The sequence below is a fragment of the Tepidanaerobacter sp. EBM-49 genome (assembly GCF_001896645.1).
Lineage (GTDB): Bacteria > Bacillota > Thermosediminibacteria > Thermosediminibacterales > Tepidanaerobacteraceae > Tepidanaerobacter > Tepidanaerobacter syntrophicus.
The window spans coordinates 1-12758 of the sequence record NZ_MPPE01000016.1 but is presented as its reverse complement, the minus strand read 5'-3'; the positions used below and the strand labels follow the sequence as shown (position 1 = coordinate 12758).

Sequence of the window (12758 nt, the reverse complement as noted above, 5' to 3'; positions counted from 1 at the left end):
TAGTTTAAGCGGCGCATTTAAGCACTCAGACAATTGCAGTATACATTTTTCTTCTCTTTTTATATCCACTGACGCAATACAGCCCACGCTTTTTTCGCTTAAATTAAAATCCCTTAAAGCCCTTTTGACTTGAGTAAGCAGTGTCTCATAAGGCACGCCCTTTCTTGTACCGATACCAAGCACTGTATTTTGAGGCCGTAAAATTACATAAGGTACGGGAGGAGGCAATATTTCTTCATCCGTTACAAATACAGCAGCTTTGGCATCTTTAGGCAAATCATGTGAAAATACTTCTGACCGCTTTATAAGATGTGCCAGCTTTTCATACGGGAAGCCTTTTTCTACCGATAATGCCAGCTTCTCACCATTTACAAGGCAGGCGCTTACCTTAGGCAAATCCGAGAAATTGTCAATATAAAGGCCGAGTTTTTTGGCTAAAACATCTATGCTCTCAAAACCCTGAATGTCGCTGGCAGTAGTAATTACCGGCATACATTTTAGAACCTGAGCCACTTTTGACGCAAGTTCATTTGCCCCGCCAAGATGCCCGGAAAGCAAGCTTATGGAAAATTTCCCTTGTTCGTCCACCACTACAACCGCCGGATCTGTTCTTTTGTCGCAAATTACCGGCGCAATCGCCCGAGTCGCAATACCGGCAGCTGTTATAAAAATAAGACCGTCATAGCTTGAAAATATTTGGCGGATAAAATCCTTAAATGAGTTTTTTATCGGAAAATAGTTTTTCAAATCAGCTTCATTTAAAAGCCGACTGTTTACATATACATCGCCGCCGACGCCTGCTCTGATTTTCTCGGCAATGCTCATTCCGTTTTTTGTTGTAGCAATAATGGCTGTCTTCATTTTCTTACCTGTATTCATGGCTGAATGTTTTGTTATAGAGGCATGAGAAGTCATATTCATCACTTAAGAAATTTCCTACCAATATCAGTGCTGTCTTGCAAATTCCCGCTTCTTTTACTTTTTCTGCAATATCTGAAAGAGTGCCCTGCACAATCTTTTGGTCCTCCCAGGTGGCTTTATATACAACAGCGATAGGAGCATCCGAACCATAAACCTTCGCCAAGTCTTCTGCAATTTTTTCAATCTGATTTATGCTGAGAAAAATAGCCATAGTTGCTTTATGTTTTGCCAAAGCATCTAAGCTTTCCTCTTCGGGAACCGGCGTTCTGCCTTCTACTCTGGTCAGTATGATGGTCTGGCTTTGTCCGGGCACGGTAAGTTCCCGCTTTAATACTGCACCGGCAGCGCTAAATGAGCTGACACCCGGAATTACTTCATAGGGTATCGCAAGTTTATCAAGAGCTTCCATCTGTTCCCTTATTGCCCCATAAATAGAAGGATCTCCCGTATGAAGTCTTGCCACATCTGCCCCTTTTTCAAAAGCATCTTTCATGGCATTGATGATTTCATCAAGATTCATCGTAGCACTGTTATAAATCTTCGCTCCGTCTTTTGCATATTTTAGCAGCTCAGGGTTTACAAGCGAGCCTGCATATATTACTACATCGCAATTTTCCAAAAGCTTTTTACCCTTTATAGTAATAAGTTCCACATCACCGGGACCGGCACCGATAAAATAAATCACTTTTTATCCCTCCAGGCAATAATTAGGGAAAGGTAGCTTACACCCCTGCCCAAATATTTATCTAAATCAAATTCTATTTTTTCATCTTCCTGGCCGCAGTGGGTAACAAGCACTGCACAAAATCCGTTTTCCTTCAAGACCTTTACTACATCATCATAATTTCTGGATATTTTCATCAAAACAACATTGTCAAAATCCTTTAGGGTTTTTTCCAGTAATTTTTTGTCTTTAACCGGTATTACGGCAAAGGGAGCGTCTCCTTCTGCTATGGGGATATTGACCTTAGATGCAGCGGCGCAAAAAGATGTTATTCCCGGAATTGTTTCGGCTTCATACCCGCAAAGTCGTGATAATATATATGTATAAGTGCTGTATATCATAGGATCTCCCAACGTTATAAACGCAGTGTCGTTGCCTTCTTTAAGAATTTCTTGAATGATCTTAACGTTTTTGTCCCAAATATCATTTAGTTTATTTTTATTGCTTATCATGGGAAAATTCATCTCTATAACTTTACAATTAATATAAGGCCGGGCTATCTTTAAAGCCAAGCTTTCTTTATCTGCCGCAGGAGCTATGACCATATCCACTTTAGACAAAATCTGTGCGGCTTTCATAGTAATAAGTGTCGGGTCTCCCGGTCCCACTCCGATTCCATAAAACTTACCTGATTTATTCATATAAAGGCTCCTCTGCTTTCTTGCTGTCTTCGGGTTTTCTTGCTGCAAATATATAAATGGGATTGTGGGCAAGCATCATTGTTTTTCCCTTTACTTGCTTTGAAGTGGAGATATTTGCTAAGGTGATATCCCTCTCCCAGCATCTTACCTTAAAAAATCCCTGCAAGCTGCATAGGGTATCTATTGCTATGGCATTTGCAACTATAATGCCGCAGGGCGTAAGTCTTTCGGCGGCTGTTTCTAGAATTTCCTCGGTAAAATCTCCGGTTCCGCCTATGAATATGCTGTCAGGGCAAGGAAGATTTGAAAGCACATCAGGTGCTTGTCCGCAAACTATTTCCATATTTTTAACTTCAAATGCCTTTTGATTCTCTTTAAGCAGCTTTATTGCCTCCGGATTTTTCTCAATTGCAAAGACCCTTCCATCCCTGCAATGCACTGCTGCTTCCACTGAAACCGAGCCTGTGCCTGCGCCTATATCCCAAACTATGCTGTCGCTTTTGAGCCGCATTTTTGAAAGAGATAAAACCCTTATCTCTTGTTTTGTCATAGGAACGCCGCCTCTTATAAAAAGCTCGTCAGGAATGCCGAATCCATACTGCCACACCTTGTTATCACCACCACATTTAAGTCAAAATTTTGAGTGCTTTCGGCAAGTTCTTCAACCGAAAATTCCCCTATCTTTTCATTTTCATAAGATAGGTTTTCTCCAACATATATTTTTACATCAACAATACCTGCCTGTCTTAAACTTTGAGCGATGTAGCAAGGGCTATGTATTTTGTCGGTAAGCACTGCTACCGATTTATATTCCTTGACTTTTTCTATAAGCTCCTGCTTTCGACCGTGAAGGCTTATCACGCAAACATCTTTCATTGGCATCTTAAGTTTTCCCAGCATGTATTGGATACAACTTATTCCGGAAATTACTTCGATTTCTTCTTTCTTTCGCAAGCTGAGTATTTTATCGAGGATACCGTATATTGTCGGATCGCCGGAAGCTAAGACTACTACATTGCCGGGATTATCCAGGGCTTTTTCTAAATCCAATTTGCTATCGAACAATATTTTCGCGCACGAAACTCCTTCACACATTTTAAGCTGCCGCCGGCCGCCTATGATAACATCAGCGGATTGTATCTTTTTTAGAGCAATTGGAGTTACATAGTCAGGATGTCCCGGACCGATGCCTACCACACTTATCAATTGGAATTTTCCCCTTTCCCATAGGCTTTTGCCAGAAAACCTCGATTTAATGAAAAAATTTTTACCTCTATATTCAAGCTTTTCCCTGTATACCACATGCAGCGTGCGACGATTCTTTCGGCAATAAATTTACTAAAACTTTCCATATCTATGCCTGCTTCTTCGATAATACTTAGAGCTTCCCGAGTTGTAACAGAATTTAGCAAATTTACCGCCACATCCTTTGTGACTCCAAAATATGCTGCATATGCTGTCATTATCTCGCTGCGGGCATCGGCAACTTTCCCTGTTGTATCAAATATGCCTGCGGCTACTTTAATGAGTTTGCCGATATCTCCGATTAACAAAACATCTTTGAAACCATATTCCACTACTTTTTCCAAGGCGAACCCCAGGTAGTTGCCATAGGATACGATAAGCTCCGGATTTTCACCGGATTTTAGTGCATAATTTTTGCCATAATTACCCGGCACCAAGATTACTTTTTTATGTCCCTGGGCTGCAAGTATTGACAATTGAACCGCCAGTGTATCCTTTAGGGCCGCAGTGGACATAGGTTCAACTATTCCTGTAGTGCCGATAACCGAGAGCCCTCCCTTAATTCCCAGCATCGGATTAAAAGTCCTTTCGGCAACTTCTTCACCGCCGGGAATACTTATGGTAAGTCTTACACCACAGCCCTTGGGAAGCACCTTGCAAACTTCGTTTTTTATCATAGCCTGTGGCACCGGGTTTATGGCAGGTTCTCCCGGCTTTACTTGAAGTCCGGGTTTTGTGACAATGCCTATTCCGGCGCCGGCGGTAATTGTTACTCCTTCTGAGGCACGCTCTGCCTTGCAGTATATAATAAGGCCATCTGTCACATCAGGGTCATCTCCGCCATCTTTTTTAATTCCACAGCTTACCCAATCTTCTCCTTTTTCAAAAGCGGCTATCGGAAGTTTAAGCGGCCATCCTTTTGGGGTGTCGATTTCGATTTCCCGGGGAATGTTTTCATAAAACAGTGCAAAAGTTGCAGCTTTTGCAGCAGCGGCTGCACAGCTGCCGGTGGTATAGCCGTATCGAAGTTTTTTTCCGTTCTTTACGATGTACTTATCCATTTTTAATGGTTTTCTCCTCAAGACTCATATACATCAGTGCATTAACTATGGCAGCAGCTATGTTGCTGCCTCCTTTTTGTCCTTTTGTAATTATATGGGGAACCGAAAGCTTGGAAAGCTCTTCTTTGGATTCCGCCGCTCCTACAAATCCTACCGGGACGCCAATTATTAAATCAGGATTGGCTTTCCCTTCCCTTATAAGTTCGATCAGCTTAAACAGTGCCGTTGGGGCATTTCCCAAAACATAAATCTTTATATCAGGAAAAGCAGCTGCCATCATTACAGAGGCCATGGAACGGGTTATGCCCTCGCGCTTTGCCATCTCTGCCGCCTGCGGATCGTCTACCATGCATAAAGCCTTGCATCCCAGCTCTTTAAGTGCCTTTTTATTAATTCCCGCTTCAGCCATCCTGGTATCTGTATAAATACGGCATCCTTTTTGCATTGCCGAAAGCCCCGCTTCGATTGCACCTGGCGAGAATTTTAGTAAATTAGCAAAATCAAAATCTGCCGTAGTATGAATAACTCTCCTGACAACGTTCCATTCTTTAGGGCTAAAGTTTGCTTTATCAACATTTTCCTCTATTATCTCGAAGCTTTTTTTCTCTATGCCCTCAGGTGTTTTCACGTAGCTTAAATTTCCCATAGTTTTCCTGCAGCCCTTTCGATTAAAATATCTGCAATGCGTCTGTCAAAGCCTATCGGCTTTGCAAGTGAAATTTCCAAATCCGGATAAACATTTTTAACATTAGTAAGTTCCTCCGGAATATCATGTCGTATGTGGTTTCCCTCAAACAAAAACATAGGTACTGCTACCACCTGCCTCAAGCCTTCTTTATAAATTTCATCAAAGGCTTCGCGAATATTCGGGTGATTAAATTCCATAAAGGCAACTTTTACTTCCTTATATAAATTCCTTTTTGCAATTTCGCCGCGAACTTGATAGATTACTTCCGTGGTAGATTGAGCTTTACTGCCGTGAGCTAGAATAAGCAAGGTTTTATCCATATTTTTACTCCTTATCATTGATTTGCCTACATTTATCCAGAAAATTATCCAAAAGCTTAGGATATGCATAAAAATCTATATGCATATAAGAGGCAAGACAGTTTTTATAGGTGTAGCCGCACTGCCACTTACGGTTTTGTTCCGGCTTTCTTATAATATAGCTTGCGTTGTTTAAATTACCATTTATCTTAGAATAGTGAAACTCCTGGCCATTTATTATGGTGCCGAAAGGAGCGAGCACATTGTCTTTTACTACTTCTGCCGTCACATATCCAAAATTTTGAAGCCTGTCTGTCATTACTGTTTCACAGTCAAATATGCCCACCATCGGATAAGCCTTGCCGCCTCTGTCATAAACTGTCTTTGCAAGATACATCAGGCCGCCGCCTTCTGCATAGGTAGGAAGGCCTGCATTGATGGCGTAAATTATGGAATTTTTCATAGGATTGTTTTGACTAAGCTGCCGGCCAAAGTTTTCTGGAAAACCTCCTCCTATGTATAAGCCGGATATTCCTTTCGGAAGCTCGGCATCTTTTAAAGGGCTAAAGGGCACAAGACAGGCGCCTTTTTCTTCAAAAAGCTCTAAGGAAGCATTATAGTAAAAGCAAAAGGCATCATCCATAGCAACTGCGATCTTTAGCTTTTTGCCGCCGGTATCTGCGGATTTACTGCATTCATTAGGCAGGACAGGTATATGAGCACTCTCTGCAATTTTAAAAATCTTAGCAAGATCTATATGTTTTTCTATTAAATAATTTAGTCTTTCTAGGCCTTCTTCAAGATTTTCCATCTCTTCCGGAGGCATAAGGCCCATTGGCCGCTCCGGGATTACAAGTTTTTCGTCTTTTGGAAGATAGCCTAAGGCGCAAAGCCCTGTATCCTTTTCTATACATTCTTTTAAAAGTTTAAAATGCTCATCTCCCCCAACACGATTAAATATTACTCCGGCTAAGTTTAATTCAGGATCAAAATCTTTATAGCCTTTAACCATTGCCGAGGCACTTCTAGACATACCGCCGGCATCTACAACTAATATTACGGGTATGCCTAAGATTTTGGCCACATGGGCGCTGCTGGCAAATCCCGAAGAATCTTTGCCGTCAAATAACCCCATCACACCTTCTACTATAGAGATATCTCGCCCCGCGGTTTTTTCATAAAATAGTGATGCAAGCCTTTCTTCGCCCAACATGTGAATGTCTAAATTGTAGGAGGGATTTTTGCTTACCAATTTGTGATAAGCAGGGTCAATATAGTCCGGTCCCACCTTAAACGGTACCACTTTGAGCCTTTTAGAAAGAGCGCCCATTATTCCAAGACTTATGGTGGTCTTGCCGGAACCGCTGTTGGTCCCGGCTATCATTACGCCTCTATTCATAAATAACCAGTCCTTTTGTTTAAAGTATGCACCTTAAATCCTCTATTGATTTTGGCTGTCTTTTGCCTATAAGTCCTTTTTCAAAAAGTATTTGATATACTTCTAAAAGCATGGGCTTTTGAAGGTCAGCCTGATTTAGAACTTCATCATTTTCAAAAATCTCTTCCGGTGCTCCTGACTCTAAGAGTTTGCCATCCTTGACAATTAATATGTTATCCGCCCAGCTGTAAGCCAAGTTAACATCATGTGTTGAAAGGATTATCTGTTTTCCGCTTTGATGCAGCAAATCAAGGGTCTCAAGGAGAATACGGCAGTGCTTGGGATCTAAATAGGCCGTAGGTTCGTCAAATATTATCACCTCAGGCTCCATTGCCAAAACTCCTGCGATACAAACCCGCTTTTTTTGACCATAACTTAAAAGATGTGTCGGCTTTTGAGCTAAGTCGTAAACTCCTGCAGTAATTAGAGCTTTTTCCACTCTCTTTTTTACTTCATCATCTTTCAGGCCCAAATTCAGCGGTCCAAAAGATACTTCTTGAAACACCGTTCCGGCAAAAATTTGAGTATCCGGGTCTTGAAAGACTATGCCTACATTTTTTCTAAGTTCCATAAGATGCCGTCGATTATACTCAATTTCCCTGCCGTCAAAAAGTACTCGGCCGCTTTTGGGTTTTAATATTCCGTTAAAGTGAAGAAATAGTGTAGATTTTCCGGCGCCATTAGGCCCTAGAACGGCTGTCTTTTTGCCTTTTTCTATGGCCAAATTTATTCCTTTTAGAGCTTTGGTGCTGTCAGGGTACTCATACTCTAATTCACAAGTTTCAAAAATGTATTGACTCATTTAAAAGAGCCTCCGGTTTTTAAAGCTATGACAAACAGAGCGGTGTCGATAGCTGCTATTATCAATAAATTCTTTACAGAAAATCGGTAGTTTGAATCCAAAACTTTAAGCTCTCCGTCATATCCGCGAGAGACCAAAGCCGTATAAAGTCTTTTTGAATCTGAAAATGATTTTGTAATAAGATATGAAAGCAGTTTACCCATCGAGTTTAGGCTTGACTTGAAATTCACATAGCCCAAACGTGCATTTTGAGCTGTGTATATTTTTTCTGCAGTATCTAAAACCACAAATAACTGGCGGTATATGAGCAGCATTAAATCCAATAATACGCCGGGGACATTTAGCTTTTTAAGCAGGGCTATTAAATCCAGAATCGGTGTTGTAAGAGATATAAAGTATAAACAAGACACTAGAGCCATAGACCTTGCAGAAAGAAAACCGGCCTGTTTTAATCCGCCATATGTAACACCTATAGTTGTTTGAAAAAAAGGGAAATGCACGAGACTTTGCTCGGCACTTGCCCCAAAATTTATCACTATAGGTAAAATGCTCATCCCAAGGAAAGCAAGGGGAAGGAAAATTAAGTGCAGATATATTTTTGGTGGTATTCCACCCTTGATAATTATAATAGCCGCCATAAGTAAGATAATCAGCCCATCACAATATATGTTTGGAATAAAGCCTATACACATAGTTATTAAAGCAAAAATCAGCTTTTCCCCGGGATGAACATCTTTTAACCCATTTTTATAAACAAGACTATCTAGCAGCATTTTTTTGAGCTAGGCGGCCGAAAAAGTAGCCTATAAAACCGGCACCTAAAGCTGCTTGCAGCGCAAAAAGCATGCTCTCGATTTCTCCGCTGGGCGGCTCCCAAATATTTGAAAACCATGGTTCATAATCTGATACAATTTCAGTAATAGCTTCTTCTGCTTGTCCATCAGCGCCCTCAAACTCTCCGTCTTTTACAAACATCATCGGAATTATTGCAATGATTATTACGAGTAATAGTAAAAACAAGTTTTTCATTAAAAGGTTCTTGTTATTCATTTATAGACCCCCTTCTTTGAAGTGGCCGACAAGAGTATTGCTATCATATGCCGAAAGAAGATTGACCACAATTACCGTAAGCAGTCCCTCGCTTATGGCCAAGGGAACTTGCGTCAGGGCAAAAATACCTATAAATTTTGTAAATGATGCCGCAAAGCCGCCCACCTCTGCCGGAAAAGCTATTGCCAGCTGAAAAGATGTAACAACATATGTCATAAGATCTCCTAAAGCCGCTGCCAAAAATACAGCTATGCTTCTTGATGCTCCCATCTTTTTTGCAAGTTTATATATAGCATATGACACAAAAGGACCGACTATAGCCATTGAAAAGGTGTTTGCTCCAAGAGTTGTAAGCCCTCCATGAGCCAAGAGGAGTGCTTGAAATAGCAGCACTATCATTCCTATCACGCTCATAACCCAGGGCCCGAATAATATAGCTCCCAGACCAACGCCTGTAGGATGAGAGCAACTTCCTGTTACCGAAGGCAGTTTTAAAGCCGACAGCACAAAGGCAAAGGCTCCCACAAAGCCTAACAGCATTTTGTTACTGGGATCTTCACGGATTAACTTCTTTATTGATGAAAGACCGACAACTACAAAGGGAATCATAGCTGCATACCATACAGCAGCCCATACAGGCGGTAAAAATCCTTCCATGATGTGCATGGCAAAAGCCGTGCTCGGCATCATGCATAACAAAACAGCTAGCAAGCATATCTTTTTAGTCATTAAAATACCTCCCAAGTTTTAACTTTTATTTTCGTGTCTTTTTTGGCATTAGTGTTTCAGGTAAATGGATTGTCAACCTTGCTCTAATAAAATATCCCATAAATTAAATATCCTATCTTTTACCATTCAAAAAGCCCCTTGACTACAAACGTCAAGGGGCTTTATCACCTAAGCAGTTCACAGATTGCACCTCCCTATCGGTCGTAGGATAGTGAAATCAGCATAGGCAGGTCTCCTGGCTCAGGTTCATCGCTCCTTATGCCTTCCCAGTTTCCCAGTGGCTCAGTATAAGGTAGCTCGCCTTTACAGTGGCGGGACCGCGCGGGATTTTCACCCGACTTCCCTTTTAGTCAATCTAAAATTGACACCTACACCTTTAAAATATTTATTTTCCTAAGATGGTTCCATTATAACAATAAATGTCGCATAATACAAGACGATTTTTTTCTTAATATACAATAAATACCAAAATTTTACGGTTGCGTATTACAGCTTTAACCAACTGTAAAATTTTTCTAGCCCTATATCAAAATTTTTTACCCCTTATAGTTGTGAAACTGCTTTTTTTAGCTTTTTGGCCTCTTCTGTAATGTCCTTTGCTGAAATCAGGGCTGAAATAACTGCTATACCGTCAATACCCATGCCCTCAAAGTGCGGCAGAGTTTCTAGGTTAATGCCGCCAATCAGAACTAACGGCAATCTGACGGAATGCCGGATTTTTTCCAATTCTTCCATTGATACAAGCTCTACATCAGTTTTTGTTTTCGTGGAAAACATGGCTCCTATACCAAGATAATCTGCTCCGCTCTCCTTTGCCCGAATTGCCTCATCTAAAGTAGAAGCCGAAACACCCAAAATTTTGTCAGAGCCGATAATTGAGCGGACAATCTCTGCCGGAAGGTCGTTCTGCCCGATATGGACGCCGGCGGCATCCACTGCCAGCGCAACATCAACACGGTCGTTGATAATAAGCGGTACATGGTAAGCATCTGTAACTTGCTTTATGCTTTTCGCTATTTGGTAAAAGTCAAGGGATGACACTGTTTTTTCTCGCAGCTGCACTAGTGTTGCTCCACCTTTGATTGCCTGTTCTACTGCTTCCTCCAACGTCGGGGTACTCATAAGCTGGCGGTCAGTCACCAAATAAAGGCTATAATCAATCTCGGGCTTCATGAATTTTTGCCCTCTTTGTAAAAATTTCGGCATTCATATTGCTAACAGAATCTATAATTGCTTTATGTAAACTGCCGCTGCCCTCTTTTCCGACCTTTTCCGCAGCAGCCTCGCCTGCGATACCCATACAGAGTATACCCCCTGCAGCAGCAACCAGAAAATCTTCTGTCACTCCACAGAAAGACCCAATAAGCGATGTGCACATACAGCCTGTACCTGTTATACCGGAAAGCAGTTTTGTACCGTTTTCAAGGAGAAGAGTGTGCTGCCCATCTGAAACAATATCTGTTTCACCGGTAATCGCTGCCACACAGCCATACTTTTTTGCTATTGTTTCGGAAATACTACATCCTGCTGCAAGACCGCTATTGATGTCTGCATCGGAAGCATCAACGCCTTTCGTTGAGGCTTCCAGCCCGGCGATAAAACGGATCTCTGACATATTGCCGCGAAGCACGCTAAGCTGCACTTTTTCTAAAATTTGCTCTGTCGTCCGATTGCGCAATTCTGATGCGCCGGCGCCGACCGGATCGAACACCACGGGAATTCCAAGTTTATTGGCCTTTTCTCCTGCGGCAAGCATTGCCTGAACCGTCCGTTCATTCAGTGTGCCAATATTTAGCACCAGAGCCGAAGAAATTGATGTAATAGCTTCCACTTCTCGGATATCATCTGCCATGATGGGAGATGCCCCTATAGCCAGTGTGATATTGGCACAATCATTTACAGTAACATAATTTGTAATATGATGAACCAGAGGTTTTTTGGTGTGCACCATTTCAAAGGCTTTCTTAACTTTTTCAACATATTTTATCTCCATTACATAAATCAGCCCCTTGTGTTTTGTATTTCATTTGATTAATACTCCTTCTGTAATCCGTTTTGATAGAGATCATAAAAGTGATGAGTGGGTCCACAGCCCTTTCCAATAGGCAGAGAATGTCTTATTGCCGTGGTAACATAATCTTTTGCTCTTTTTACTGCTTCCTCTAAATCAAGACCTAATGCGAGGTTGGAAGCTATTGCGGAAGAATAAGTGCAACCTGTTCCATGAGTGTTTTTAGTATTTATACGCTCCTCGCTAAAATAAGTAAAATGTTCGCCATTAAATAATATGTCAAGTGCCTCTCCTTTAGCGTGACCACCTTTTACCAAAACAGCTTTTGCACCCATTTTTGCGATCTTTTCAGCTGCATGCTCCATGTCCTCGGATGTTTGAATCGATAACCCTGTAATCCTTTCGGCTTCTGGAATATTTGGTGTCAGCAGGTCAGCAAGAGGCAGTATTTCTTCGATTAATGTATCCATTGAATCGGGCTGCATTAGCGGGCAGCCATTTTTTGCTATCATGACAGGATCAATTACAATATTTTGAGGCTCATACTCCCTGAGTTTGTGCGCTACAGCTTTCATGGAAGTCGATTGTGATAGCATTCCTATTTTGACAGCATCTGTGCCAATATCCTCAAAAATAGCATCAATCTGTTTCTCGATTATTTCAGGCTCAATATCCTGCATGTCAATGACACGAAATGTATTTTCAGCTACTACAGAAACAATAACGCTCATACCATAAACGCCGTGGGCGGCAAAGGTTTTGATATCTGCCTGAATACCTGCGCCACCACTGCAATCAGATCCGGCAATAGATATAACTTTTTTCGTTTTTCACACCTTCCTTCTGAACAAAAAAAATAATGCTTGCTGAATTTGGCAAGCATCGTTTTCTCTAAAAATTTTCGCTTCCCTACACCAGTGTTAGCTGACAGGTTCAAAGGGTCAGGTTTTACCTTCTCAACTCATAAGAGTTCCCCCGCAAACTGCATATTATATTGTTGTTAATAACGTATCACTTAAAAAAGGTTCTGTCAACACGATTTAAAAACCGCGATCGCGTCAAGTAATCTTAGGTTTTTTTGTAAGACCTCTGCCAACCTTATACAGAACAAGCAAAAGAAATTAAATCTGTTTTAACTTATTGATTTTA

16 protein-coding genes and 2 riboswitches are annotated in these 12758 nt (G+C 41.3%); all 16 genes read right to left on the bottom strand.

The window, feature by feature from the left end; translation table 11 throughout:
• The coding region (locus BUE08_RS02435; protein WP_286680273.1) for a cobalt-precorrin 5A hydrolase at positions 1-861 on the bottom strand (861 nt) is incomplete at its 3' end.
• Between the two features lie 4 nt (positions 862-865).
• The gene (gene cobM, locus BUE08_RS02430) at positions 866-1606 is read right to left on the bottom strand and encodes a precorrin-4 C(11)-methyltransferase (RefSeq protein WP_286680272.1); all 741 of its coding nucleotides are present in this window, start codon (positions 1604-1606) and stop codon (positions 866-868) included.
• Positions 1603-2286: a precorrin-2 C(20)-methyltransferase gene (cobI, locus tag BUE08_RS02425; protein WP_059032715.1), complete on the bottom strand. Its 684-nt coding sequence runs from the start codon at positions 2284-2286 to the stop codon at positions 1603-1605. The genes cobM and cobI overlap by 4 nt, the downstream gene beginning before the upstream one ends.
• On the bottom strand, positions 2279-2893 hold the full coding sequence (cbiT, locus tag BUE08_RS02420; protein WP_286680271.1) for a precorrin-6Y C5,15-methyltransferase (decarboxylating) subunit CbiT: 615 nt from the start codon (positions 2891-2893) through the stop codon (positions 2279-2281). Before cbiT ends, cobI begins: the two co-directional genes overlap by 8 nt.
• Positions 2851-3483 (bottom strand): precorrin-6y C5,15-methyltransferase (decarboxylating) subunit CbiE, encoded by a 633-nt coding sequence (cbiE, locus tag BUE08_RS02415; protein WP_286680275.1) that lies wholly within the window; start codon positions 3481-3483, stop codon positions 2851-2853. The genes cbiT and cbiE overlap by 43 nt, the downstream gene beginning before the upstream one ends.
• A 5-nt stretch (positions 3484-3488) precedes the next feature.
• On the bottom strand, positions 3489-4592 hold the full coding sequence (gene cbiD, locus BUE08_RS02410; protein ID WP_286680270.1) for a cobalt-precorrin-5B (C(1))-methyltransferase CbiD: 1104 nt from the start codon (positions 4590-4592) through the stop codon (positions 3489-3491).
• The gene (locus tag BUE08_RS02405; protein ID WP_059032719.1) at positions 4585-5238 is read right to left on the bottom strand and encodes a precorrin-8X methylmutase; all 654 of its coding nucleotides are present in this window, start codon (positions 5236-5238) and stop codon (positions 4585-4587) included. The genes cbiD and BUE08_RS02405 overlap by 8 nt, the downstream gene beginning before the upstream one ends.
• Complete coding sequence (locus tag BUE08_RS02400; RefSeq protein WP_059032720.1) at positions 5226-5600, bottom strand: sirohydrochlorin chelatase; 375 nt, start codon at positions 5598-5600, stop codon at positions 5226-5228. Before BUE08_RS02400 ends, BUE08_RS02405 begins: the two co-directional genes overlap by 13 nt.
• Positions 5601-5604: 4 nt before the next feature.
• Entirely contained in the window at positions 5605-6978 is a 1374-nt protein-coding gene (locus tag BUE08_RS02395) for a cobyrinic acid a,c-diamide synthase CobB (protein ID WP_213996551.1), read from the bottom strand.
• 19 nt (positions 6979-6997) lie between these two features.
• The gene (locus BUE08_RS02390) at positions 6998-7819 is read right to left on the bottom strand and encodes an energy-coupling factor ABC transporter ATP-binding protein (protein ID WP_286680269.1); all 822 of its coding nucleotides are present in this window, start codon (positions 7817-7819) and stop codon (positions 6998-7000) included.
• On the bottom strand, positions 7816-8592 hold the full coding sequence (gene cbiQ / locus BUE08_RS02385; protein WP_059032723.1) for a cobalt ECF transporter T component CbiQ: 777 nt from the start codon (positions 8590-8592) through the stop codon (positions 7816-7818). Before cbiQ ends, BUE08_RS02390 begins: the two co-directional genes overlap by 4 nt.
• A complete protein-coding gene (locus BUE08_RS02380; protein WP_059032724.1) occupies positions 8579-8869 on the bottom strand; it encodes an energy-coupling factor ABC transporter substrate-binding protein in 291 nt (96 codons plus the stop codon). The genes cbiQ and BUE08_RS02380 overlap by 14 nt, the downstream gene beginning before the upstream one ends.
• Positions 8870-9598, bottom strand: a complete 729-nt coding sequence (locus tag BUE08_RS02375; RefSeq protein WP_213951545.1) for an energy-coupling factor ABC transporter permease — start codon at positions 9596-9598, stop codon at positions 8870-8872. It lies immediately after the preceding gene.
• Positions 9599-9806: 208 nt separating this feature from the next.
• Positions 9807-9985, bottom strand: a riboswitch (cobalamin riboswitch).
• Positions 9986-10141: 156 nt separating this feature from the next.
• Complete coding sequence (thiE, locus tag BUE08_RS02370; RefSeq protein WP_286680268.1) at positions 10142-10771, bottom strand: thiamine phosphate synthase; 630 nt, start codon at positions 10769-10771, stop codon at positions 10142-10144.
• Positions 10755-11591: a hydroxyethylthiazole kinase gene (gene thiM, locus BUE08_RS02365; protein WP_286680267.1), complete on the bottom strand. Its 837-nt coding sequence runs from the start codon at positions 11589-11591 to the stop codon at positions 10755-10757. The genes thiE and thiM overlap by 17 nt, the downstream gene beginning before the upstream one ends.
• Before the next feature lie 38 nt (positions 11592-11629).
• Positions 11630-12424 carry a bifunctional hydroxymethylpyrimidine kinase/phosphomethylpyrimidine kinase gene (gene thiD, locus BUE08_RS02360; RefSeq protein WP_213951551.1) on the bottom strand — a complete coding sequence of 265 codons (795 nt, stop codon included), beginning with the start codon at positions 12422-12424 and terminating at the stop codon, positions 11630-11632.
• A 73-nt stretch (positions 12425-12497) separates the two neighbouring features.
• A riboswitch (TPP riboswitch) is annotated at positions 12498-12596 on the bottom strand.
• Positions 12597-12758 lie beyond the last annotated feature (162 nt).

Excerpts from the sequence above, each read along its gene's own strand:
- cobI (WP_059032715.1), bottom strand. The coding sequence starts at position 2,286 with ATGAATAAATCAGGTAAGTTTTATGGAATCGGAGTGGGACCGGGAGAC.
- cbiD (WP_286680270.1), bottom strand. The coding sequence starts at position 4,592 with ATGGATAAGTACATCGTAAAGAACGGAAAAAAACTTCGATACGGCTAT.
- BUE08_RS02405 (WP_059032719.1), bottom strand. The coding sequence starts at position 5,238 with ATGGGAAATTTAAGCTACGTGAAAACACCTGAGGGCATAGAGAAAAAA.
- BUE08_RS02400 (WP_059032720.1), bottom strand. The coding sequence starts at position 5,600 with ATGGATAAAACCTTGCTTATTCTAGCTCACGGCAGTAAAGCTCAATCT.
- BUE08_RS02395 (WP_213996551.1), bottom strand. The coding sequence starts at position 6,978 with ATGAATAGAGGCGTAATGATAGCCGGGACCAACAGCGGTTCCGGCAAG.
- BUE08_RS02390 (WP_286680269.1), bottom strand. The coding sequence starts at position 7,819 with ATGAGTCAATACATTTTTGAAACTTGTGAATTAGAGTATGAGTACCCT.
- cbiQ (WP_059032723.1), bottom strand. The coding sequence starts at position 8,592 with ATGCTGCTAGATAGTCTTGTTTATAAAAATGGGTTAAAAGATGTTCAT.
- BUE08_RS02380 (WP_059032724.1), bottom strand. The coding sequence starts at position 8,869 with ATGAATAACAAGAACCTTTTAATGAAAAACTTGTTTTTACTATTACTC.
- BUE08_RS02375 (WP_213951545.1), bottom strand. The coding sequence starts at position 9,598 with ATGACTAAAAAGATATGCTTGCTAGCTGTTTTGTTATGCATGATGCCG.
- thiE (WP_286680268.1), bottom strand. The coding sequence starts at position 10,771 with ATGAAGCCCGAGATTGATTATAGCCTTTATTTGGTGACTGACCGCCAG.
- thiM (WP_286680267.1), bottom strand. The coding sequence starts at position 11,591 with ATGGAGATAAAATATGTTGAAAAAGTTAAGAAAGCCTTTGAAATGGTG.